Annotated in this window: 30 protein-coding genes and 1 pseudogene; 30 read left to right on the forward strand and 1 reads right to left on the reverse strand. The window is 28.2% G+C overall.

The genetic code is table 11. The features are described 5' to 3' along the window. Window positions 1-10 precede the first annotated feature (10 nt). From CLLI_RS11290 to CLLI_RS11365, 17 genes and pseudogenes are all read left to right on the forward strand, one after another. Window positions 11-352: a hypothetical protein gene (locus CLLI_RS11290; protein WP_106064316.1), complete on the forward strand. Its 342-nt coding sequence runs from the start codon at window positions 11-13 to the stop codon at window positions 350-352. A gap of 14 nt (window positions 353-366) precedes the next feature. Next, on the forward strand, window positions 367-915 hold the full coding sequence (locus tag CLLI_RS11295) for a hypothetical protein (RefSeq protein ID WP_106064317.1): 549 nt from the start codon (window positions 367-369) through the stop codon (window positions 913-915). Window position 916: 1 nt separating this feature from the next. After that, window positions 917-1,453: pseudogene (locus CLLI_RS11300) on the forward strand (hypothetical protein); the annotation flags it as partial. Between the two features lie 62 nt (window positions 1,454-1,515). Next, complete coding sequence (locus tag CLLI_RS11305; RefSeq protein ID WP_106064318.1) at window positions 1,516-2,754, forward strand: hypothetical protein; 1,239 nt, start codon at window positions 1,516-1,518, stop codon at window positions 2,752-2,754. An 11-nt stretch (window positions 2,755-2,765) separates the two neighbouring features. After that, on the forward strand, window positions 2,766-4,610 hold the full coding sequence (locus CLLI_RS11310; RefSeq protein ID WP_106064319.1) for a hypothetical protein: 1,845 nt from the start codon (window positions 2,766-2,768) through the stop codon (window positions 4,608-4,610). Between the two features lie 5 nt (window positions 4,611-4,615). Continuing rightward, window positions 4,616-4,870 carry a hypothetical protein gene (locus tag CLLI_RS11315; RefSeq protein ID WP_106064320.1) on the forward strand — a complete coding sequence of 85 codons (255 nt, stop codon included), beginning with the start codon at window positions 4,616-4,618 and terminating at the stop codon, window positions 4,868-4,870. A 14-nt stretch (window positions 4,871-4,884) separates the two neighbouring features. Then, entirely contained in the window at window positions 4,885-5,883 is a 999-nt protein-coding gene (locus tag CLLI_RS11320; protein ID WP_106064321.1) for a hypothetical protein, read from the forward strand. A gap of 20 nt (window positions 5,884-5,903) precedes the next feature. After that, window positions 5,904-6,383 carry a hypothetical protein gene (locus tag CLLI_RS11325; protein ID WP_106064322.1) on the forward strand — a complete coding sequence of 160 codons (480 nt, stop codon included), beginning with the start codon at window positions 5,904-5,906 and terminating at the stop codon, window positions 6,381-6,383. Continuing rightward, window positions 6,380-6,604 (forward strand): hypothetical protein, encoded by a 225-nt coding sequence (locus CLLI_RS11330; protein ID WP_106064323.1) that lies wholly within the window; start codon window positions 6,380-6,382, stop codon window positions 6,602-6,604. The genes CLLI_RS11325 and CLLI_RS11330 overlap by 4 nt, the downstream gene beginning before the upstream one ends. Window positions 6,605-6,620: 16 nt before the next feature. Then, window positions 6,621-7,556 carry a hypothetical protein gene (locus tag CLLI_RS11335; RefSeq protein WP_106064324.1) on the forward strand — a complete coding sequence of 312 codons (936 nt, stop codon included), beginning with the start codon at window positions 6,621-6,623 and terminating at the stop codon, window positions 7,554-7,556. Between the two features lie 13 nt (window positions 7,557-7,569). Continuing rightward, on the forward strand, window positions 7,570-7,797 hold the full coding sequence (locus tag CLLI_RS11340; protein WP_106064325.1) for a hypothetical protein: 228 nt from the start codon (window positions 7,570-7,572) through the stop codon (window positions 7,795-7,797). A gap of 164 nt (window positions 7,798-7,961) precedes the next feature. Further along, entirely contained in the window at window positions 7,962-8,186 is a 225-nt protein-coding gene (locus tag CLLI_RS11345) for a BhlA/UviB family holin-like peptide (protein WP_106064326.1), read from the forward strand. Window positions 8,187-8,206: 20 nt separating this feature from the next. After that, complete coding sequence (locus CLLI_RS11350) at window positions 8,207-8,401, forward strand: hypothetical protein (protein ID WP_106064327.1); 195 nt, start codon at window positions 8,207-8,209, stop codon at window positions 8,399-8,401. A 41-nt stretch (window positions 8,402-8,442) separates the two neighbouring features. Then, window positions 8,443-9,276, forward strand: coding sequence for a GH25 family lysozyme (locus CLLI_RS11355; RefSeq protein ID WP_106064328.1), 834 nt, complete (start codon window positions 8,443-8,445; stop codon window positions 9,274-9,276). A gap of 306 nt (window positions 9,277-9,582) precedes the next feature. Continuing rightward, entirely contained in the window at window positions 9,583-9,708 is a 126-nt protein-coding gene (locus CLLI_RS15025) for a hypothetical protein (protein ID WP_278335583.1), read from the forward strand. 176 nt (window positions 9,709-9,884) lie between these two features. Beyond that, complete coding sequence (locus tag CLLI_RS11360) at window positions 9,885-10,904, forward strand: hypothetical protein (RefSeq protein WP_106064329.1); 1,020 nt, start codon at window positions 9,885-9,887, stop codon at window positions 10,902-10,904. A gap of 29 nt (window positions 10,905-10,933) precedes the next feature. Further along, window positions 10,934-11,437, forward strand: a complete 504-nt coding sequence (locus CLLI_RS11365) for a hypothetical protein (RefSeq protein ID WP_106064330.1) — start codon at window positions 10,934-10,936, stop codon at window positions 11,435-11,437. Between the two features lie 498 nt (window positions 11,438-11,935). Here the strand turns inward: CLLI_RS11365 and CLLI_RS11370 are convergent, their stop codons facing one another. Further along, complete coding sequence (locus tag CLLI_RS11370; protein ID WP_106064331.1) at window positions 11,936-12,118, reverse strand: hypothetical protein; 183 nt, start codon at window positions 12,116-12,118, stop codon at window positions 11,936-11,938. A gap of 349 nt (window positions 12,119-12,467) precedes the next feature. On the opposite strand from CLLI_RS11370, the gene CLLI_RS11375 reads away from it, so the two are divergent. The 13 genes from CLLI_RS11375 to CLLI_RS11435 all read left to right on the forward strand — a co-directional run bounded on the left by CLLI_RS11375 (window position 12,468) and on the right by CLLI_RS11435 (window position 24,582). Beyond that, the gene (locus CLLI_RS11375; protein ID WP_106064332.1) at window positions 12,468-13,844 is read left to right on the forward strand and encodes a PhoH family protein; all 1,377 of its coding nucleotides are present in this window, start codon (window positions 12,468-12,470) and stop codon (window positions 13,842-13,844) included. A 237-nt stretch (window positions 13,845-14,081) separates the two neighbouring features. Then, on the forward strand, window positions 14,082-15,089 hold the full coding sequence (locus CLLI_RS11380; protein ID WP_106064333.1) for a phosphodiester glycosidase family protein: 1,008 nt from the start codon (window positions 14,082-14,084) through the stop codon (window positions 15,087-15,089). A 14-nt stretch (window positions 15,090-15,103) separates the two neighbouring features. Further along, window positions 15,104-16,132, forward strand: coding sequence for a hypothetical protein (locus CLLI_RS11385; RefSeq protein WP_106064334.1), 1,029 nt, complete (start codon window positions 15,104-15,106; stop codon window positions 16,130-16,132). Window positions 16,133-16,300: 168 nt separating this feature from the next. Continuing rightward, on the forward strand, window positions 16,301-16,948 hold the full coding sequence (locus tag CLLI_RS11390; protein ID WP_106064335.1) for a site-2 protease family protein: 648 nt from the start codon (window positions 16,301-16,303) through the stop codon (window positions 16,946-16,948). Between the two features lie 12 nt (window positions 16,949-16,960). Next, a complete protein-coding gene (locus tag CLLI_RS11395) occupies window positions 16,961-18,067 on the forward strand; it encodes a sensor histidine kinase (protein WP_106064336.1) in 1,107 nt (368 codons plus the stop codon). A gap of 19 nt (window positions 18,068-18,086) precedes the next feature. Then, window positions 18,087-18,716, forward strand: a complete 630-nt coding sequence (locus CLLI_RS11400; RefSeq protein ID WP_106064337.1) for a response regulator transcription factor — start codon at window positions 18,087-18,089, stop codon at window positions 18,714-18,716. A gap of 106 nt (window positions 18,717-18,822) precedes the next feature. Further along, window positions 18,823-19,758 (forward strand): ABC transporter ATP-binding protein, encoded by a 936-nt coding sequence (locus tag CLLI_RS11405; RefSeq protein ID WP_106064338.1) that lies wholly within the window; start codon window positions 18,823-18,825, stop codon window positions 19,756-19,758. A 10-nt stretch (window positions 19,759-19,768) separates the two neighbouring features. Beyond that, window positions 19,769-20,893, forward strand: a complete 1,125-nt coding sequence (locus CLLI_RS11410; RefSeq protein ID WP_106064339.1) for a SagG family ABC transporter permease subunit — start codon at window positions 19,769-19,771, stop codon at window positions 20,891-20,893. Continuing rightward, window positions 20,894-22,045: an ABC transporter permease gene (locus CLLI_RS11415; protein WP_106064340.1), complete on the forward strand. Its 1,152-nt coding sequence runs from the start codon at window positions 20,894-20,896 to the stop codon at window positions 22,043-22,045. A 70-nt stretch (window positions 22,046-22,115) separates the two neighbouring features. After that, window positions 22,116-22,751: a tRNA (guanosine(46)-N7)-methyltransferase TrmB gene (trmB, locus tag CLLI_RS11420; protein ID WP_106064341.1), complete on the forward strand. Its 636-nt coding sequence runs from the start codon at window positions 22,116-22,118 to the stop codon at window positions 22,749-22,751. Between the two features lie 200 nt (window positions 22,752-22,951). Continuing rightward, window positions 22,952-23,191 (forward strand): hypothetical protein, encoded by a 240-nt coding sequence (locus CLLI_RS11425; RefSeq protein ID WP_106064342.1) that lies wholly within the window; start codon window positions 22,952-22,954, stop codon window positions 23,189-23,191. 56 nt (window positions 23,192-23,247) lie between these two features. Continuing rightward, window positions 23,248-23,508 carry a hypothetical protein gene (locus CLLI_RS11430; protein ID WP_106064343.1) on the forward strand — a complete coding sequence of 87 codons (261 nt, stop codon included), beginning with the start codon at window positions 23,248-23,250 and terminating at the stop codon, window positions 23,506-23,508. Window positions 23,509-23,658: 150 nt separating this feature from the next. After that, the gene (locus CLLI_RS11435) at window positions 23,659-24,582 is read left to right on the forward strand and encodes a TIGR02452 family protein (RefSeq protein ID WP_106064344.1); all 924 of its coding nucleotides are present in this window, start codon (window positions 23,659-23,661) and stop codon (window positions 24,580-24,582) included. Window positions 24,583-24,712 lie beyond the last annotated feature (130 nt).

Raw genomic sequence — 24,712 nt, forward strand, 5'->3', positions numbered from 1 at the left:
AGGTGATAATATGGCGCATATGGGGTATAAAAACTTTAGGGAACCAGTAGTTTATATATTAAATCAAGAGTTAAGAAAAAGAAATTTTAAAAATCAAATAAATACGCAAGAAGATCCAATATATTCTGGTGAGTTACCAGAGTATCCTTGCAGAATAATTAGAGATAGCAATAATAAAGCATATAAATTTATATATGCTAATGGAACAGATTTGCAATGGGAAGAGGAATTGATTAGAGATTCAGGGGGTAAAGTATGTAGAATTAAAACAATTTATCCAGATGGTAATTCTAAAACAATACAATTAATTAAAAATACAGATAACAAATTAGAAATTATAGATTATGTATAGGAGGCTGAGATAATATGGGGTTACCTTCCTATGTAGTCAACTTTGATGAACTCTCAGATTTAATTAAAGATTATTTGCAAAATGGTATTAATGTAGATATTGGTGACATAACATTTTCTACTGCTGAAATAGAAAAATTGCTTAATGAAATTAAAGATAAAATACAGGGTGTAGACTATAATGATTTAATAAATGCTTTAAATGAATTAGGTGTAAAATTAGAAAATTTAAGCGATAATTCAGGTATATCTGGCATACAAAAAATATATGGGAAAATGTTAGAGATTCCTGCAATAAAGGGACAATATGTAATAGAGGCTAATTATACTGGGAAACTAACAGGCATAACTTATAGTCAATCTAATTGGAGGTTTGAGGATAGTTGGGATTTAGTCATAGGAGATAAAAAAATATTTGATGGTGTTAGGACTAAAGAATATGGGGAACATAAATATTTAAATGTTTTTTATAATATAGATGGGATGATTAAATTTATTTATAATAATATTAGTGGAACTAGTAAAGTCCTATGGGTGGATTTTAATGTGTTAGAAGGTGTCTAATTTGAGTTTGCCTAAATATATAGTTAACTTTGATGAACTTACAGATGATCTAAAAAATAGTCTATTAGATTCAATAGATGCTAATATAAAAACTAACTATCCTGAAATAAATGCAAGTAATATATATGGTTTACTGAATCAATTGGAAAGTTTATTGCCAGATGTAAAATATAAAAAATTGGGGCAAAAGATAAACGACCTTATATGTAAAAATATTGAGGGTGATCAAAAGGTTAAGGGTATACTATTAGATATTCCAGCAATAAAAAATGATTATAAGGAACAATTTAAATTTGATTATGATGTACTTATTACAGGATTACATTTTAACCAAACAGGATGGAAAAAAGATGATAGATATAGTTTAGAGGTTAATAGAACAAAAATAATAGATAATGCAACTATAAAAGAAATAGGTGAGCATAAGTATTTTAATACTTATTATCCCGTTATAAGGGATACTCCTATTTCTTTTATTTTACATAATTTGAGCGGAAATAGTAGACAAACAATTATAGATTTAGAATATATAAAAGGGAATATGCTATAGATGTAGCTGAAACTAACAAATATAAAGGTATAATTTAGGAGGTTGATTAAATGGCGGAAGAAAACTTTTATTATTCAGAAGGAAGTTGCCAAGTAAAAGATTTAGTTAACACATTAGTAAAAGAAATTACACAAAATGCTGGAATTTATAAATGGGATTTAGTTTACCCTGATAGTATAGATAAAATAGGATCATCAGGGGGAGAAAGCACAATAAATCTTATAACAGATGATTCCGTAACAAGTAAGGTAGACACTGTATTTACAGTAGGCTCTCAAGATGATAAGTGCATTATAAAGGCTAATACAACTTATGGGAAAGAATTTTATTTGAAAATAGATAGGGGAAAAGCAGATTTAAGCAAAGAAGAAAAAAAGGCATTAATTGACTTTGATAAGTTGCATACCTATTATAATTACAATGGAAATAGTCTTAGTAGAACAGATGCGCAAGTATTAGAAGTAATGGCTGGAGTTTCTGATGAATGGAGCAAAAGTGGAGATTATACCACTTATGTTAGCGCAAAGACTAAAAGTAATTCTATAAACAATATAAGATTGCAGATATCTGATAAATTAAATAAAGATAACACTGATTTAGATATACCCAGTAATATACAAAAAGATTATAACTACAGATTGGCTTGGTATAGAAAATTACAACCAGAAATTAAAGATTTTTTACCAATTCAATATTGGATAAATGTAACTAAAGATAGTATAAATTTAGTATTACGAGGAGATCCATCAGCAGATGTTGAACCCTATGAAAACTATCTTACATCTTATGCATATATAGGAGCATTAAAACCAGTAGAAGATTCAGCTTTTACAGATGATAAATATAATTTTGGTATAACTGTATCTTCTGATATAGAGCCTAATTATGCTAAGCCTTACGGGGAAAGAACTGCAACAGGAGTAACAGATGTATGTATGATAGCTAATAAAATAGGCATGCCATATCAACCCCATTATCCTGCTTTTTATACTGCAAATCCATTTATAGACAAGTGTAATGTGGAGGGCTCAAGATGGAATCATAAAAAACATCAGTTTTCAGATATAACACTTGTACATCCAGTAGATATGGAAAGAGGGAAAATGATAAATGTTTTGGCGGGGGATGCTAGTGCTATTTATGATATGGATAAATTAGCATATAAAAAAGACACTGAGGAAGAAGAATATTATAAGAAATTTAAGATAACTGCGCCTTTTCATTTTTTAAATAATAGTGCTAATAGAAATTATTGTGTTGCTATTAGATGTTATAAAACAACAGAATAGAGGTGATATGAATGCCCCTACATAAAATTCCCCTATGCAGTTTTAAATATGTAGGGGACAATACTCTTTCTAGTGGGGCTTTTGTATATGATACCACATGGAAAGTATTAAAAACTAAGGAGAAGCTATTTTATAAAGATAAAGTGATTGAAATAAACAAAAGCATAGGGGATAAACTTTTATATAAGAATTTTTATAATATAGGGAAGAATAATAATAAATATTTTTATAAAGAAAATTCTATAATGATAAAAGAATTTGAAAAAGAGTTAGGATCAGGTATTGCAGAAATAAATAAGAATAAAAATATAATTACTGAAAATACAAATACTATAGAAATTAATAAAAATAAAAATACAGAATTAGAAAATATAGAAGATAAAAATATAAACATAAAGGTAGATAAAAATTTATTAGATATCAGGAATACACAACTAAATAAAAATAATATTATATTAAATTTATATATAGATAAAGAGAATTTACAATTAGATAAATCTAAAACTGTATATACAGATGGAATAGCAAAAAAAGAAATATTCAAAGATAACATTATAAAAAATTTTAAATTAGGAAAAAACATAAATTTTGAAAAATATTATAATTGTTATTTAGCTAGGATTTATTTTAAAGAAATTAATACGAATGAATTAAAATTTATTAAAAGAAATAAATCTAAAAACATTGATAAAGATACATGCTTTTTTATAGACAGATTTAATTTAGAAGAAATAATTGGGAATGGTCTAAAAATATTAAAGAAAAACATTATGGAAAATATAAATGCATATAGAAATATAAGCAATTTAAATTTAATAGATATAAAATCTATAGATAAAAACTATAATTCTAGATTAATGTATATAAGCCTACCTAAAAATATAGGAAAATATAAATACACAGATTTTTTAGACAAGGTAAATATAAAATCTATAGATAAACATGATAATAAAATATATTTTTATAGAGAAAAAACCAAAATGCTATGTAAACATGATAATAGATGTTTGGATAGAAAAGTTATAGCAACTATATTAAAAGAAGATAAAGGATATTTAGACTATACATCTTTAATTAATATCTATAAACAAATAGAAAAAGGCTTGTTAGATTTGACTATATGGAGCATATATAAGGAACATGATAAGAATCTAAAAGGTACAATTATAAAAGATGTATATGAAGCTAGAACTAATATAAAATTTATTGAAGTAACTAAGAGATGGTGGTGGCTAAGGCCTACATATCCTGCAGATGAATTAATTATCCCTAATAAGGACTTTAATTATAATACTGATTTATTAAACAATGCGGATTATGAATATTTAAGATTTAATAATCACCCTATTGAATGGGGAAAAGATTGGGGAATAGATTATAATATTCCGCCTATAGGAATTAGTATTGAAATAATGCTAGATTTAATAAATATTCTAATGATGATATGGCATAAAAATACTCAAGCTTGGTTAAGCTGCACAGGTAAAGAATCTATACAATTTATTATGGAATTGGTTTATGATTGGTATACTTTAGATACATCAAATCCAAATACAGATTATATTAGGGCATACAGATGGATTAGGTGGGAAGCTGAAAAAGTATATTTTTGTGATGTTAAAAATGGATTACAAGCCATAGGATTACTTATAGCTAATTTAATAGGTTATATGAAACAGCATCATTTTAATTTAGTCCCAATTTGGTATAATCCAAAAGCTATGGATATTGAAAGAGAATTTAATAAAGTAGCAACTAATGGTGATATTATAAAAAACTTAGATAAATTGAAAGGTAAAAGACGTTATTATATAGAAACACAAAACTTTGAAAAGGAAAAAATATTTGGGGGGTAAATATTATGTTAGAAAGTACAATAGATTTTAAAAAACCAAGACAAAAAATGTGGGGAATATTAAAAGATAAAACTTTAGCATCCTTACCTTATGGGCATGAAACTAATAAAGAAGGAGCCGAAGTATCTTCCTATGCAACAAATTGTTATGAAGATGCATTAGCGGAAGCGCATACATTATTAGCACAGGGAGTAGGAACTAAAGATATACAGGTGGTTGAATTTGTTCCATATGATTATATTATGCAGCCTAGAGTTTAATTGGGGTGATTTCAATGAAACTTATAAAAGTAAAAGATGGATTATTAGAGGTGGAGAATTTTTTCTTGACCTCTTCATTTTCTGATTTTGCAGGAGAAAGTAATGCGGCTAGAGATATTAAAACAGGCAAATTAAAATTAATTTCTAACAATAAGATAGAGAGAAAATTTGATTATAATGAATTTGTAATTGAATTAGAAAAAGAAAACTTTAAAGATATGAATGACTATGATTACTCTATGATTTATCTAGGGAATAATGAATATACATTTGGTATTAAGGATGAGGGATTAGAGAATCAGAGTAGATATTGGAAAATATTAAAGCGAGATAATTATATACAAGCTTATTCAAGTGAGGATGGTATAAATTATAAAAACATAGGCGGCATGAAATTTGACGAAGCTATAACTAAACAAGGATTTATGAAATATAGTGATGAGAATTTTATATTAAATACCTATAAAGTTTATAAAAATCCATATATAACTATTCAAAATTTCCCTGAGAATACTATTTGTGAATTATATGATTTAGATAACAAATTAATTAAGACTAGATTATTTAATTCAGATATGGAATGCAAAGTATTTATAGACAGTAGTATTATAGGATATTTTGCATTTAAAGATGCTTATGGGAAAGTAATATATACAAGTGATGCTCTTCGTATACAATACGGTGATATGTGGGTATTTAGTCCTTATAATTTTGAAATAATTTATCATGGGAATGTAGTAACTAATATTAACCCAGCTATGTTACAGGATTTAGAAGAATTAATAACAATTAAAAATATAGGAGATAAGGACTATACAAATATTAAAATAGAAACGGAGACACCTGGTAATGACCTAATTCAGTTGTCTTTTGATGGTATTAATTATATAGATTTTTTAACTATGGATAGCATAAAACAGAATGAAAGCAAAGATATATATGTAAAAATAATTAAAAATGCAGAAAATCATAATTTTGCAGTTAGGGATTTTCAACTGGTTATCAGTGAATAGAGGTGAATAGGGGTGAACATATGAGTGAGTTTTTTTATGTGACACAGGACAAGGACGTAGTCATAGATGATAGTGTAACATCCAGAAATTCAACTTGGAGTAGTGAACAAATATTTGAAGAAATAATAAATCATATACAAGGGAATTCAGGTGGAACAAATTTGAAATATAGAGAAATCAACGATACTATTAACTTAAAAGCAGGAGAAGAAATTACAAAAGACTATGATTTAGGTGATAATACAATGATTTTAACTACTTTATATTTAGATATACCAGATGGTAGTACATTTAGATTTAGAGTTTTTGATAAAGTAAAAAATGGATTTTTATTATATGATTCAGGTAAGGTAATGCATTATACAGATAGTGTATTTATTCCTTATCAAGATAAAGATAAAGATACAAATTTATTGCATACTGTAATTACAAATTATAATCCTAACAATTCAGAAACTTTAAACGTCAAATTATTAGGACTGGAGGTGCAAAAAATATGAACAAAACTGATTTTATTCTTAATTATGAAAAAATAATAAATGGTAGCACTATTTCAAATGAAAATTTTATATGCGTTTTAAATATTTTAAAGAATCAAAGAATTATACCATATGATTATACGTATAATTCAGAAGATACGTCTGTTAGTCAAAAAGATGTTATTTTAAAAGGCATAGAACAAGCAGTCTTAGTATTTTATAAAATTTATTTAGGACAATAGGAATGGAGGAATTTAAGTGTTAATAAAAGGAGAATGTTTAAAAAGCAATTTGCTACAAACAATACATGATGCAATTTTATATTCTGGATCTAACTGGACAGAAATTTCTAGTAATAAAGAACAAGATTATAACGTTGTTGGTGGTGGCTCAGATGGATGGGTTTTTAAAAGCCCTGTAATTGGGGGGGAAGGTCAAAGCATATTCTTAACATTAAAAAGTCAAGATTTTACACAGGATGGAAGGAATTTAATTATGATAGGGCTAAGTGAAGATTACTCTCCGGCATTGGAAATTGGTACAAATGGTATCCATACTAATAAATTCTATGAAGTTTGGGCAATATGTAATAATGCTAAGAATAACGATATGACATGGCTACCAACAGATACAATTGAATATTTTATTGATGTTTTAGACCATAGAATACTGATAGTTTTACAAAAAAAATCTGAAACTTTATATAATTATCCCCAATATTGTTATATAGGATATCCAAATTTAAATACTAATTTAGAAAGTCCAAATGCAATAAATCAATTTATTTTTGCCAGTAATTTATCAGGGTTAGATTCAGTTAATAGACCAACATGGTTTAAAACATCTCAACCTAAATCAAGCTCATATAATCCATATGGTCAAATAGCGATTTCATATGTAAATTTGAATATAAATAATCCTACTCCAAACGGAATGTATCTTATGCACCCTGTTTATTTAACTGGAGATGGCGTTGTATCACCAGCATGTGGAATTTTAGGCATACTTGATGGTTTGTATTTTTTACCTGCTACAAATATTAGTAATGGAGATATTATAAAAGTAGGAGATGATACTTATAAAGTATTCGTTAAACAATATACGATAAATAATTTTCATATAGATATGGGAATTGGGTATAGGGCTTATTATGATTCTATTAATGCATCAGTTTTTGCTATTAAGATTAGTTAGAAGGTGTTAAATTATGATTTATACTGGAACAATTGTAAATTCGGATATATTATTTGGTAAATGTTTATATAGCTTAAATGGTATGCTGGTACCAACTGAACCAATTATAGTTGGTACAAAAAAGAGACGTATACTTAATGGATATAATATTTTAGATAATAATGCTTATGTATTTACTAGAATACCAAAAGAACATGTCTTAAATAAATTTAAAAAGCTTGGTGGTAATGTTAAATATTAATAAAAAAGCGGATTATAAAATAAAAGTACAAAATAAATAAGATGAATGGCACTTTAATAAAACAATCTTCATTTCAAATATTAGATGAGAAAAATAAATATGTTAAAAGTAAGGAATCTTAACAGGTTCTTTTTTTATTTTTAAAATTTACATGGGGGTGCAGCATGGAGCAGAATATACTTAAAATGGCATTACAGCAAGGATTATGGGCAGTACTATTCGTAGTGCTGCTTTTTTATATTCTAAAAGAACAGGAGAAAAGAGATAGAAAAGCAGGGGAAAGAGAAGAAAACTACCAGGATATAATTTCCAGGCTTACAGATAAATTTAATATTCTTGAAGATGTCAAAAAAGATGTGGCGGAGGTAAAAGACAAAATATTTAAATAAAATTTTGGGGGTAAAGAAATATGGAATGGTTAAAAAATTTTCTCCAAATTAAAAAGATAATAGCTTTACTTACTACTATAGTATTTTGCATATTAGCTTTAAAAGGGAGTATAAGCAGCACAGAGTTCTTAAGTGTATTTACTTTAATCATAGGATTTTATTATGGGCAGTCTAGTGCTAGACAAGCAGCTAAAGAAAGCAAGGAGCAGGAATAAAGGCCTGCACTTTTTTTATTAAATTTACAGGAGGTAGCTTTATGAAAGGTATAGATATAAGTATGCATAATGGTAATATTAATTTTAATACAGTTAAAAGCGCTGGATATAGCACTGTAATAATTAAAGCAACGGAAGGGGTTAATTATATAGATCCACTTTTAAACACGCATTATAACGGTGCTAAAGCTCAAAATCTTAATATAGGATTTTATCATTTTATGTCGGAAAAAACAAATCCATCTCAGCAGGCGGTGGACTTCTGGAACGCTATTAAAGATAAACAATTTAATATAATATCTACGTTAGATATAGAAACAAATAATATGGATAGAAGTGCTAAAGAAATATCGGATAGATGTATAGAGTTTCTAACTAAATTTAAATCTCTAAGTTGTATGGACTGCATGGTGTATACAGGTGGTTACTTTGGCAGAGATAATTTAGACAGTAGAGTTAAAAAATATCCAGGGTGGATAGCACATTATGGTGTAGATAAGCCTATGGAAACTGGTTTTAACGTTATAGGACACCAATATACAGAAACCGGAAGAGTTAATGGTATTAGTGGTAATGTAGACCTTAATAATTTCTCAAAGAATATATTTCTAAATGCTAAAAAGGAGGAAAAGAAAGTGGAGAATTTAGTTGTTTTTAATAATATAGCAGACCAAAGAGCGGCAGAATATCTAGCGGATAAATTAAACTGCCCTACTATATTTGGAAGTAGACCGTTTGATTATACTTGCGTTAAGAATGTAATAGGCGTAGGTGGTAAGAAAGAGCAATACACAACTTATCTATCGAAGCTTATATCTGGGAGAAGCCGCTTCGATACTATGCAGGCAGTGTTAGACTATATAAATAAGAAGTAAATTTTTGAGGTAAATAAATATAAGGGTAGTGTTAATCAAACTGTAATACAAGGTCAAAACATTCTCGATCCTACAGAAAATGCAGTTGCAGCAGTTAAAGTAGCGCAGTAATGATTTTATTACATTAGAGTATCTATGTACTTACATGGGAACTGTAGTAGTTACCATGTTAATGGTACAGTTTAGTAAGGAGCTTCTAGGAGTTAAGAAAATACCAACTAGGTATTATACTTTCTTGGTAGCTCTTTTTAATATATTAGTTTGTAGTATATAAATAATACATTTACTATAGCTGAGTTATATTTAATGCTTATAAATGCTATATTAGTATGCTTTACTGCTACTAGAGGGTATGACTTTAGCAGTAAAAAAGTAACAGTAGATGAGCAAAAGAAAATAGAACAAAATAATATAACTAATTATATAAAATAGAATTTTAGCTAATATTGTCATAAAGCTTGTCCTTTTTGCGGAAAAGATTTACAATAAAAGAGAAACCACTACTGATTTGGCGGTCTGAGTGGTTTCTTAAAAAGTATATTGTATTTCATTTTATACCTCTATTATACTTGGTTTATTGTTGAAATACAAGGAATTTGGAGGACCCTATGAGTAAAAAAAAGGTTAGGTGTTTTAGATATAGGTTAAAACTAAATAATACAACAGTGGAAAATAGTTATTTAAAAGATGTTGTTAATGAAATATTTGATGTGAATAACAATAATGATATTAAAGAATTAAATAATGGGAATTTGGTAAATATATTAATAGGAGAAGATTCGGATAATTACTTATCTTTAGAATTTATAAAAAAAGTATCAACAACAGATAAAGATGAATTTATTGAAACAAAAGATGTAGATGAAAGGTATTTGTTTTTTAGAATTGGAAGAGAAAAAGATATAGAAGGAGCAATCAAAAGGAATATTGAAACTTGGGAAGGTAGCGGAGTGATTGGAGCTAATGAGCAAGATTCATATAATTTAGAAATATGCACATATATATTAATAGATACCATGAATGGAATAATTTTAGAATTGTTTGGCAGATATGCTCCAACGGTAAAATCTTTAAAGCATTTATTAAATAAATTAATATCTAGACGCGAAAGTGATGTATTAGCTGGCATTACCTTCGATTATAATAATATAATGACTGATGAATTAATTAACTCATTAAGAGATAATGGAACCAGGCTAGGGCAAGTAACATATAACTATGAGAATCCAAATTTAGATATGCTAATTGATATTGGATTTACGGCAGAACAAATAAATAGATTAAAAGAACTAGATGTTTTTCAATTGGAAATAAATTTAAAAGGAAGAGTACGAGTACCTTTAACCAGAACTCCAGATAAAATAAAATCTGTATTAAATAGTTTTAGAAATGCACCTCAAAATATGAAAGATAAGTTATCATTTAAAGGAACTACAAAATCTACATCAACTAAAAACTATACATTTAAGGAAGAAGAAGTGACATACAATATTGATATTCCATATGAAAGAATAACTGATAATAGAAGGATTAAATTATCTTTGGACGACATAGCTTTTGAGGCTTACACAAGATTATATAATTTATATAGTGAGAATATAACTAGAATAGCATCATACACTAGTTAATAATATATATATAAAGAGGGTGAGTGCTGTTGAAAAAATATTACAAGAGCATTGTTGAATTAATTATTTTTTCTGTATTGATTTATAATTTAACTAATGTGAACTTCCTTTTAGAAAATGAATTTAATTTAATTACTATAAATACTGTTCTTGTAGGATTTTTATTCACAATATATACAATTCTTATCCCTTTATTAGATGAAGAAATAATGGAAGCTTATGAAAAAACAAAGGAAATAGAAAGAGTATTTGATAACATCACCTTAGGCATAGTATATGGAATTTTATCAGTCTTGTTTACTATAATGGGATTAGCTATATTTGGAATAGTAACTGAAAATAAAATGACTAATATTTACAAGCTATGGTTAACAATAGATTTATCTTCCTTTATCTTGGTTATGAAATCAATGCTTTTATCTATACTCGACATGAGCAGTATAGTTGGATCTATTAGAGATTTTAATAAACTAAAAAGAAAAAAATGCCAAGCAAATGATGAAATGAAGAATAGATTTATAAAAAAAGGTTAAAGTTATTTTCTTATCGTTTTAAAAAATAATTTTTTAGGAGGTAGCTTAGGGAATATCCTTTGCTACCTTTTTTATTTTGTAAGTATAAAGAAAAATTAAACTTAAAAAGCACTCCCTTATAAAAATAAAAATTGTTAAAAAAGACAAATTTAAAATGTATAATTAGCAGTGCATAATAGGCAGGAGCTGCCAATATTAAAAAGCATATGCAACTTAGGATTATAAAAAGCACTGCCTTTTAATACTTTATTAAAGAATTTAAAATACATGTAAGTAAGGATCCAGAACATTGTCCAATGTGATTTTTAGCTATATAAAATTTTACAAGGCAATTCTAAAAATAAAAAGGGATGCGAAACTATTGTTAGGGCAGCACTATATAAAAAATCAAGAAAGGTTACAGATATTTTCCCCTTTCTATAGCTGCACCAATATTTATAAAAATATATAGATAAATAAAAAAATAGAAATAAATATGCACTATCCCTCTAAACATTTTTAATACCATTCCACAGCTCCATTTAACTTTTCGTACACTCTAATCCAACTACCATTTTTAAAATTTACTTTTATACTACATACCACATTATCCATTCTAAAATCTTTATATCCTTCAATTTCTTCTTTAAATTCCTCACTCTGTAAATTAAAATAATAATTAAATAATTCTTCTTTATTCAATCTAACATCTCCTTGAATTTTAATACCCAATTAGCACTATTACTTTCCCACATCTTTCCCACATTAGTTTTAAAATGTGGTATATAAATATAGAGGATAATAGTTAACAAGACCTCTTATACCAATGGCTATAGATGAGCTTGTTTAATTAAATATACATTTCCTTCGAATCAGGGGTTCGATTCCCCTTGGAGCTACCATATGTTGAAATGCAAGAGTTTATAGACTGAAGTTTTTACTTCAGTCTATTTTTTTGTTTTTTGTCATAGTATATATCAATTAAATTATTCACTATCAACTAAATTTTACCTGCATATTATGGTATTAATAAGGATAGGAGGAATGCTTCTTGAAGAGGACCTATGTACTAGATACTAATGTTATTCTGTATTCTCCCGGTGCTATTTTTTCCTTTGGAGAAAATGATGTAGTTATACCAGAAGTGGTATTAGAGGAGTTGGATTCTTTCAAAAAAGATAAAAATGATTTAGGAGCAAATGCAAGGCATGCTTCTAGATTACTAGATAAATTAAGAAAGGAAGGAAAGCTAAATAAAGGAGTACTTTTACCTGGTGGGGGAAAACTAAAAGTTGAAATGAATCACCAGAATACAACAATACCAATTTCTTGGGATAAGACAAAACCTGATAACAGAATAATACAGATATGCAAAGGTCTAAAAGAGAAAGGTGAGGATGTATGCCTAATAACTAAAGATATATTTGAAAGAATAAAGGCGGATACCGTTGATATAGATGCAGAAGATTTTTACGAAAAAGTAGTTCCGGAAAATGAAAGTCAATATACTGGGAGAATAGATTTATATGCTTCTTCAGATAAAATAGATGAATTTTATCATAATAAAGTTATAGATATAAAAGATTTATTATACTATTGCAACAGTACTGATGAATATGCAATTCCCAACCTTTATAGTAATGAATTTATAATACTTCATACATTAGATAATCCTAGGAAAACAGCTTTAGGAAGATTTGATGGGAAAAAAGTGGTACCATTATATTATAAGGATATGTGTCCTTTGGGCTTGACCCCTAGAAATGTAGGACAAAGATTTATGTTAGAAGCATTATATACAAATGCTAGCAGTGCTCCTTTAGTTATTGTAAAAGGACCTGCAGGAACTGCTAAAACTCTATTTTCTTTGGCTGTAGGGTTAAATAAAATATTAGAGGATGGAACAAATCAGTATAGAAGAATACTGGTATGTAGACCTAATGTAACCATGGATGAAGATATAGGATTTTTACCTGGAACTGAGGAGGAAAAAATAGCACCTTTTATGAGACCAGTTTTCGATAACTTGGAGATTTTGATGGATTCTGATGAAAAAGAAAGATATAAAAATGAAAAAGAACTAACAGATAAAATAAAAGAACTATTTGACAGAAGAATTATAACTACAGAGGCAGTAGCTTATTTAAGAGGAAGATCTATAGTTAAAAATTGGGTTATAATAGATGAAGCACAAAATTTAACCCCTAAGCAGGTCAAAGCCATTACAACCCGTGTAGGAGAAGGAACAAAGCTCATGCTTATAGGAGATCCGGACCAAATAGACCATCCTTTTTTAGACTCTAGATCCAATGGACTATGTTATGCTTCTGAGAAAATGAAGGGTAGCGAACTATGTTATCAGGTTACCTTAAAGTATGATGAATGTGAAAGGTCACCTTTAGCTTATGAAGCTTCTAAAAGATTGTAAAATGAATTGATATCCAATTTAAGTAAGGCGGTTAAGGATATATATCCTTAACTGTTTATTTTTAACCATAATTCATCATTTTTAAAGCACATTAACCATATGTTAAAAAAAAATTAATAATTTACATATATACAACTTAGTATAAATAAAGTATAAATATATTAATTGCTATTTAAAAATTATAATATTTATTGTAAAATAAAAGTATCTATGTATTGAGAAAGGAAAGGTTGAAATATGGTGAAAAAGAAAAGAGCGGGGAAAAAGAAGAAAAAGTTTTCTTTTAAGATATTTATACTGTTTATTTTATTTGAAGTTGCTTTTTCAGCAGTAACTGCCCCTTTAATAGTATTTTATGGACCTTTTAAAAATTTAAGAAAGACTGTAGTTGGTGCTGCAATGAGTACTTTGAATCATCAATATATAGCAACTACTTTTTTATCTGATAAAAAGATAAAAGATATATTACAGGATGATAGTATACAGGTGCTTGAACAAGGACAGGGAATAGACACACTAAAATTTGAAAATAAACATGATGATAGTATTGAAAGATATGATGTTGAAGGCAAAAAATTTAAAGGATATATGTTGGTAATTCATGACCCAACACGAGTAAAGGTTGGTTATAGTAGTAAGTTAGGTAAATCAGGAGAACTTACCAGTCAAATTGCAAAAGCAAATAATGCAGTAGCAGCTATCAATGGTGGAGGATTTGCTGATAAAAATAACGATGGAAATTGGACAGGCACTGGAGGACAACCTGTAGGTATATTAATGAGCGGTGGAAAAATGATTCATAATGATTCCAGTGCTCCAGATAAAAAAGATGATGTAGTAGCTATTACTTCTAAAGGAGTCTTATTGGTAGGACGTCATAGTATAAATGAAATGAAAAGATTAGGAGTTACAGAAGCCATAACATTTGGACCAGCTCTTGTAGTTAATGGTGAACCAACAATAAAATCCGGTGATGGTGGTTGGGGAATTGCTCCAAGAACAGCTATAGGACAGAGAGAAGATGGATCTATACTCCTTTTAGTGGCAGATGGAAGACAGGTTAAAAGTTTAGGAGCTACATTAAGGGATATTCAAGATATAATGTTGGAATATGGAGCTTATAATGCAACAAATTTAGATGGAGGTTCCTCATCTACAATGTATTACGATGATGAAGTAATAAATAATCCTTGTGATCCACTTGGAGAAAGAGCTGTACCTTCTATTATATACGTTACGCCTTAGAATGGGAGGAAGAGATGAAAAACGTAAAGAGAATAATTACTTGGATAGTTTTATCCTTATTAGTACAGTTTGCAGTTTTTTTCTATATAGACAAATATTATTTAGCTACCAATACTACAGTAAAATTAAAGAAAATTGAAAATAAAAACTTAGATAAAAAACCAGATGCAGAGGTTAAAATTCCGGAAAGTGCAGAGAATATAAGTGTATCTTTTGATGGAAAATATGTTGCATATTATGATGGAGACAAGTTACAGGTTGTGAACACAAAGACAGGAGAGATTAGGGATATTTCATTTAATGAAGGGGTAAAGGTATCTTATTATAAATGGCTTTCCGATAGAAATAGAATGTTAATAGGTGAGAAACATAACACAGATGGAAGTTATGGTTTTAAATTATCCTATTATGATGTGGACAAAAATACTAAAGAAGAAATAAAGGATTTAACTTGGGCAGATGAAGATTCAGAAGTTGAAGATATACAGGCTTCTACTTTAACTAATGTAATATATGTAAAAGTAGCTAGAAGCGGCGGTAAAAGTAGCATATATTGGATAAACATTATGAATGAAATGAAGAAAATCAATACAAAGGCTTATTTAGTTGGAGAAACAGCTATACTATACCATGAGGACAAGCTTTTATATGAAGATGCTACTTATCATAAAATATACGCTACTAATATGGAAGATTCTATTGACATTGACGGGGTAAAAGATCCAAGGCTATTAGGTGTGGATAGTGATGACAATGCATATATAGGATCCATGGAAAATGGTAAGATTACTAAAATTTATTATGGGTTATTAGAAAATCCTACTAGTAAGTGGAATGTAATCCCTTTAAGTGGACCAGTAGATAAAAACAATATATATATATCAGAACAAGGTAAGGTAATGATAAATGATAATTTAAAGGGAACAATAAAGGAAGTTTCTACAGGTAAAGAAACTTCATATAAAGGAAAATTTCTTCAAGTATATAGCACAGGTGTTGCTTCTATTAAGGATGGAAAATTAATTAAAACAAATTTTAAGTAAGTGCAGTAAATGTTTTAATTAAGGGAAAAACCCACTGCATATCATATGCAATGGGTTTTTTACAGTTAAAAATAGTAAAATATTCAAAATTCCATTTAAAAAAATTTACATTCATTGAGAAAAGGGACTGCCTTTGATATAATAGTTTTACATGAAAATTAAGAGAGGATGATTTTTTTGAAAAAAAATTTGTTAGATACAATATTAATTATACCGGCAATACTTATAGCTTTTACATTTCATGAATATGCCCATGCATGGGTAGCAGATAAATTAGGAGATAAAACACCTAAATTTCAGGGAAGACTTACACTAAATCCTTTGGCTCATATAGATCCTATAGGTTTTATAATGATATTAATATTTAACTTTGGCTGGGCAAAACCCGTAGAAGTAAATCCAAGTGCATTTAGAAATTACTATAAAGATGATTTAAAGGTATCCATTGCAGGACCTTTAGCCAATCTTTTAGTAGCCTTTGTTTTTTCAGGCATTATAGCTATCATTTATAAGATAGTCCCAGGAATTATATATAGTAGAAACATTATTTATATCATACTTAAAGTTTTTTATATAACTATACAAATGAATTGTATGTTTGCATTTTTTAATATAATGCCCATACCAGGTTTAGATGGATTCCATATACTAAGGGATATATTTCCAGGAAAGTTTTATAAGTTTTCTGATGTTATGTATAGATACCAATTAGTAATTCTTATGTTATTTATAGTAGTGCCAGGGGTTACAAACTTTTTAGTAGGAAGACCTGCCTCATTTGTGTACTCATTATTTCTAAATATATTTAACATATAAAGAAGGATTTAAATGGATAAGTGGATAATATTAAATAAATTTGTTATTTTAATATATTGCTTTTTAAAATACATTAGTAGCTCATATAACAAAAATTCTTTAATAATATTAGGATTGTTATTTTATATAGCTATTAGTATGATTTATTATATTGTTCATAAAGGAAAAGTTAAAATTATAATAGGTATTTTATCAATGATATTGTTAGTTTTCTTCGGCAGCTATTTTAGCAGCGTTTTTTTATTTTTTATTCCCATAAATTATATTGAATTTGTATATGATAATAATTTGAACAATGCATATATATTAGGATTGATATTTGTTTCTCCAATTTTTATACATAGTAGTATAAGGGGAGAATATTTTATTATACTGCTTTTCAGCTATTTAATATATATACTTTCTTATAAAAGTGAATATAAAGTTAGAAGGCTTTTACAGGAAAATGATAATTTGAAGGAAAAAAATGATGAACTATATAATAAGGTAAATAAAGATTTAGAATATGAAAATCAAATAATGTATACTTCAAAACTAGAAGAAAGAAATAAAATTGCCCAGGAAATGCATGACAAAATCGGACATACTATATCAGGAAGTATAATGCATTTGGAAGCAGCAAAATTACTTATGGATAAAGATAAAGAAAAGGCTAGTATCTTTATTGATGATACTATAAAAGTGTTAAGAGAAGGTATGGAGAGTATTAGAATAACTTTACGAAGTATTAAACCTGCTTCAGAACAAATGGGCATAAACAGAATAAGACTTATGTTAAATGAAGTTTCATCTAGAACTAATATTACATGTAATTTAATGCACAGTGGTAATATTCAAAGTATAACTTATGCTCAGTGGAAAATAATTTATGATAGTACAAAAGAATGTGTTACAAATACCATAAAATATTCAAAGGCTACTATGGTAACAGTGAACATCCAAGTATTTAATAAGATTACAAAGGCAGAAATAAAGGATAATGGTATTGGAAACTTTAATATAAAAAAAGGTATGGGAATAAAGGGTATAGAGGAAAGATGTGAGAAAATAGGAGGAAAAGTTATAATAGATGGTTCTATGGGGTTTTCTGTTATACTTATTTTACCTATGAACTCATAATTTTGGAGGGGGAGGCTATATGACTATTAAAATTTTAATTGCGGATGATGATTCTCTAATTAGAGAAAGTTTGAAGATAATACTAGGAATGGATGAAGAAATAGAGATAGTAGATGCTGTTGACAATGGATTAAAGGCATTAGAGGTGTGTATAAGCTTTGAAGTAGATGTAGCACTTTTAGATGTGAGGATGCCAGTTCTAAATGGAGTAGATGCAGCTAAAGAAATTTTAAAGAAGACTAAAACAAAGCCTCTAATATTAACTACTTTTGATGAAGATGAATATATAATGGGAGCTATAAAAAATGGGGCTAAAGGATATATATTAAAAAATAATTCTCCGGAAAAGATAAAGGATGCTATAAAGATGGTTTATTCAGGTAATACAGTATTACAGGATGTAGTAATGGAGAAAGTGAAAGATGGACTATCTTCTAGTAGGGAAGGAAACTTTAACAAAGATATGTTTTCAGAAAGAGAAATGGATATTATAGAAGCTATATCTGAAGGCCTATCCAATAAAGGAATAGCAGGTAAATTATATATATCAGAGGGTACTGTTAAAAATTATATAACCTCCATATTAAATAAAACGGGATTAGAGCATAGAACACAAATAGCTATATATTATATAAAAGGTAATAGGTAATATATGACTTTAGTCATAAGAAAAAGTGACTTTCCATACTAAACAGGGAAGTCATTTTTTTATATAATTATTATAGTAAGAATATTGAATGTTTGGGAGGATTGCTATGAAAATAGTTAGAATAGAAAACTTAACTAAAAGATTTAGAGATTTTACAGCGGTAGATAATGTTAATTTAAATATAGAACAGGGAGAAATATATGGACTGTTAGGACCTAATGGTGCAGGGAAAAGTACTATTATAAATATAATATGTGGTCTATTAGGCATGAATAGTGGAAGCGTATATATTTTGAATAAGGATATTAAAAAAGAATGTAATTATGTAAAAAGTAATATAGGTATTGTTCCTCAAGATATAGCAATATATGAGGATTTAACCGCCTATGAGAATGTGAAGTTTTTTGGAAGTTTATATGGTTTAAAAGGAGAAGAATTAAAGTTTAGAGTAAATGAAGCTTTAGATTTTGTAGGGCTAGGAGATAAATACAAAAGTTATCCTAATGAATTTTCAGGGGGAATGAAAAGAAGATTAAATATTGCCTGTGCTATAACTCATAAGCCAAAGCTTATAATAATGGATGAGCCAACTGTAGGAATTGATCCTCAGTCAAGGAATCATGTTCTTCAATCTGTAAAGAAATTAAATAGTTTAGGTTCAACCATAATTTATACAAGTCACTACATGGAAGAAGTGGAGGAGATTTGCACAAGAATAGGCATAATAGATCATGGCAAGCTTATAGGAGAGGGAACTAAAGAAGAATTAAAGTCTATAATATGGGACAAACAAAGAGTATCTATTACAGTGGATTCTATTGAAAAAATTAAGGAAGAGGATATAAAGAGAATAAAGGGCGTTGTATCTGTACAGATAAACAATGATAGAGTGGATATAAGCAGTGATAATGATATAAATAATTTAGATGAAATAATACTTTATTTTACCAACCAGCATATTTCTATAGATAACATTGAGTCCCAAAAGCCTAACTTAGAAGCTGTATTTTTAACTCTTACTGGAAGAAAGTTAAGAGATTAGAGGTGAAAAAATGAAGTTTGTTATTATAGCTCTTAAAGAAATAAAACAAAATCTAAGAGATAAAAAATCCATGGCTATGATGGTGATTTATCCAATACTTTTGATGATAATACTTGGTTCGGCCTTATCTGGTGCTTTTAATGATTCCATAAGTTTTAAGGATACAAAGGTATTATATAAAATAGAGGGAAAGAAAAGCATAAGCAATAATTTTAATGAATTTACTAAGGCTTTAAATGATTTAGGTATTGAAACCATAGAAATAGAAGATGAAAAGCAGGCTATAGAAAAGGTAAAGGATAGTACCTATGAATGTTATATAAAGGTGGATGAAAATAATAAAAAAATCAATGTTTATAAAAATGAAAGATATAATTTTAAATCTGATTTAATACAAACCATATTAAATACCTATGTAGATAGATATAACACAATGATAGAAATTTATAAGGAAAATCCTAAAGTGCTGCCTAAATTAACGGGAGAAAAAGAAGTCAATTATGTAAATGAAATAAATGTGCAGAGAAATAGATCACCTAGGGCTATAGATTATTATGCTGTAACCATGTTAACAATGATAGTACTCTATGCTGCATTATCTGGTGCTTTTGCTATAGGTGGGGAATATATTAGAAATACTTTTAACAGAATAATGTGTGCTCCTATAAAAAAGGTTGAAATACTGGGTGGTAAAGTTTTAGGAAATATAATAGTTACTTTGCTTCAAAGTGTTATAGTTGTTCTTTTCAGTAAGTATGTATTAAAGGCTTATTTTGGAGATGATATGTTTCCTATATACTTGGTAATATTATCTGAGGTAATAATGGCTATATCTATGGGGGTAGGGGTAGCTTTTATGACAAAAAAGGATACTTTATGCAGTGCATTGTTAAATATATTAATACCTTTTATAACCTTCTTTGGAGGAGGATATGTTCCTATAGGAGACTTTAAAAATAATACTATAAATCTTATTTCTAATTTATCTCCTTTAAAATGTACCAATGATGCAATATTTACTTTTGTTTATTCTAATAACATTCATAATATAAAAACTGCCATAATTATTAACATGATAATTGCTGTAGTATTTTTAAGTATTTCATCATTGATTTATAAAAGGCAGGTGGTTTAATTGAGAAATGTATTTATTTTGTTTTGTAATACTGTAAAGATGATTTTTAGGAAGAAGAGTAATATAATAATATATTTCTTGCTTCCAATGATAAGTTTTATAATTACTATAAATATACACAGTAATAAAGCTTCTCAAAATAAAGCTTTATTAATAGGATTAAACAATAAAGATGAAAATGTATTGTCAAAAGATATGATTGATTATTTAAGCTCTACTAAAAAGTTTAAATTCATTAATGTAGGAAATGAGGAAATAAAGGATAGTGTAGCTAAAAGGAATGTAGATTGTGCAATTGTATTTCCAAAAGATTTTACCAAGAGTATTTATGATGAAAGCTTTAAAGGAATAGATATATTTTCTATAAAGGGGGACGAAACCACTGCACTTATAAAAAATTACTCAAATTATTATATAAAAAATCTATTAGATATAAGCAAAGCTTCAGGAGGAGATTTAGATAAATTTAATAGAATGTATAATAACTATAAAAATGGGGAAATAAAGCTGGTTGAAAAAAATATAGAGGATACTGCTTTAAGCAAGGGAGCTACCTATTCAGGCATTGGATTTTTAATAATGTTTATGATGTTTGCTACAGGAAATGTATCAAGACTTATGATAAAGGAAAGAAGAAATAAAACCTATTATAGAATATGCGCTGCTCCTGTGAATTCACGAGCCTATGTGGGAGGAAATGTGTTAGCAAATTTTTTTATAGTATGTATTCAAGTAATCACCATAGTTGTTTTAGTAACTAAAGTTCTAGGTATAGACACATATATACCAGATGGACAATTGATTTTTATATTATTGAGTTTTGGTGCATCAGCTATAGGTATAGGTATGGTTATAATGGCTTTTTCTAATTCTTCTGCTCAAGCTAGCAATTTAAGTAATGTGGTTACTATTCCTAGCTGCATGTTAGGAGGTTGTTTTTGGAACTTTTCTTTAATGCCTGAACATATCCAAAAGATATCAAATTTTGTTCCTCAAAAGTGGGCTATAGAAGCTATTTATAAACTGCAAAACGGTGCTAAATTTTCAGATATAAGAATGCATATAATAATAATGTGGGCTTTTGCTATAACTCTATTTTTAGTTGCTATATATAAAATGAGTGTTAGTGACAAAGTTGAAAATTTTGTTTAGTATATTACAAATTAAGTAGACATGATATAATAAATTACAATGCAATTTTTTTAGAAAACGGAGGAAGAAAATGAGGCTTAGAAAAAAATGGTGGGCAAGACCTGAAATGGAACAAGCTGCACTTTGTATAACAAATCCAAGAGATTTTAAAGGAAAATGGAAAGAGGAATTTAAAAACAATAATCCTATTCACTTAGAATTAGGCTGCGGAAGAGGCGGATTTATATCTAAAAAGGCAGATGTAAATAGAGATATAAATTATGTAGCAGTAGACTTGAAGGATGAAGTTTTGATATATGCATTAAAAAAAGTAGAAGAATTAGAACTAACAAATATTAGAATTGTTCCTTTAAATATAGCTTTTATTGCTGAATTATTTGAAAAGGATGAAATAGAAAAAATATATATAAATTTCTGTAATCCATGGCCTAAAGATAGACACAATAAAAGAAGACTTACTCATACAAAATTTTTAAATGAATACAAGAAGTTTTTAAAACCAGGCAGTGAAATTTGGTTTAAAACTGATGATACAGATTTATTTAAAGCTTCACAGGATTATTTCAAGGAAGCTGGATTTTCAATAGAGTATTTAAATTATGATCTTCATAATTCAGGCTTTGATAAAAATATAGTTACAGAGTATGAAGCTAAGTTTACTTCAATGGGCATGAAAACTATGTTTCTCATAGGAAAACTTCTTTAACCAACAAATAATAATTTGGATATATAAATAATGCTTTGAAGCTACAAATAAAGTTTTGAACATCATCCCCCATATTAGAGCCAAACTCAGTTCTCTAATGTGGGCTTTTTTATTCAGGTTTTATATTCAAAGATATAACAGGAGATTTAGAGGATACTTTTACAAAAGAATGGATTGATGACAAACTTAATATTGAATATATGAACCAGTTAAAGTCACATATAATATCAATTCAACTATCAGAATACATTGATGAAAAATTAGAATGGAATAGTGCTATTAGCGATAGACCTGTAGAGGATAAGTGGAGAATTAAGGTATTAATCTTTCAAATTGAAGATACAAAAGTTCAGCCCAAAGAGACAATTATGAAAGTTAAAACAAGGCTAATAGATGTAAATAAAAATGAATATAAGATAAGTGATTTTAGAATTGAGTAAGCGAGTAAGTAAAATATTTTTAGGCAAAAAACAAGGAAGGGTTGCCAGCAAATACCATGCCGGCAGGCATTTTATTCATATTAAAGACCTTTTATAATTTATTTACCACAACAAATATAGAAAGAAGTTTTAATATGAATGATATAATTTTAAACGAATTGAAGTTGAATTTGGATGATATAGAGAAAGAAATTGTTTTGCCATCGCCACTTGACGAAGTCGAATATAGAGGATTAGGTACCATGAACAGCAGCATAAGAAATGTTATAGCCTCAAGGATGAAAGATAATGGAACAGCATGGTCTATCGACCTTTGATTTTTTTGCGAAAATACTGTAGTTATTTAATTATGGAGAATGAATCCCAAAAATAACAGGCAAGTTTACCCAAAATAAAAAAGTATAATATTACTAAATAACCAATGGCTACGCCATATAAATTTTTTACTGTGATGGAGGTGACAATGGGTGAATTTCAATAAAAGATATTATTTTAAAAATATAGCAAATGAAACTTTGGACATAATTGATAAGGGATACTACATTAATAAAGATAGAGAGAAAGTAGAGCTAAGAGAATTAATAGACAACGCTGTAAAAGGTACAAAATTGATTTGTGGAAGCACAAATGAGGAATTTAGCAGTTGTGAGGATAATATAAACGATATTGTAAACGAAAAAAAAGATAATTATTATGTAAGTAATTATAGCAAAACTAATGTTAACACTACAAATCATACTATATCTGTTGTTAATAATACCACAATTGACACAATAATAGAGTTAAGAAAAAAGGATATTGGTGGGAATATTATTGCCCTTAACTTTGCCTCTGCTAAGAGCCCAGGAGGAGGATTTCAGACAGGGGCTAATGCACAAGAAGAAAGCATTGCCAGAGCTTCTGCATTATATCCTTGCCTCATTAGATGTAAGGAGTTCTATGAATATCATAAAAAGCAAGAAAGTCCATTATACTCTAATAATATGATATATTCACCTAATGTACCGATTTTTAGAGATGATAAGGGGAACTTACTATCTAATCCTATACTCTGTTCTTTTATAACTTCTCCTGCTGTAAATGCAAAGGTAGCAAGAGATAGAGGAATTAAGGAAGATGTTATAAGGGAAACTATGAAGGTTAGGATTAAAGAAATATTGAATTTAGCTTTAAATAAACAACCCAAAGCTATTGTACTTGGTGCTTTTGGTTGTGGGGTGTTTGGAAACATTCCAAAAGATGTAGCAAGAATATTTGTTTTAGAGTTAATGCAAAAGATAGATAGGCTTAAAAATATAGAAGTTATTTTTGCTATATACGATAATAATGGAGAAATAATAAACATCTTCTCTGAGGAATTAAAGATTTTAATAGGAGAAGTGAAGTGCTAGGCAGAGAACGTAGGTAGATTTGTGTAAATACAAATCTACCTACGTTCTTTTTGTATATGTGGCTGGTAATTATGGGAATAATATCTACAAAATATTTTTGATAGGAGTAATGATTATGAGAGAATTAAAT

The sequence above is a fragment of the Clostridium liquoris genome, assembly GCF_002995785.1.
GTDB classification, from domain to species: Bacteria; Bacillota; Clostridia; order Clostridiales; family Clostridiaceae; genus Clostridium_AO; species Clostridium_AO liquoris.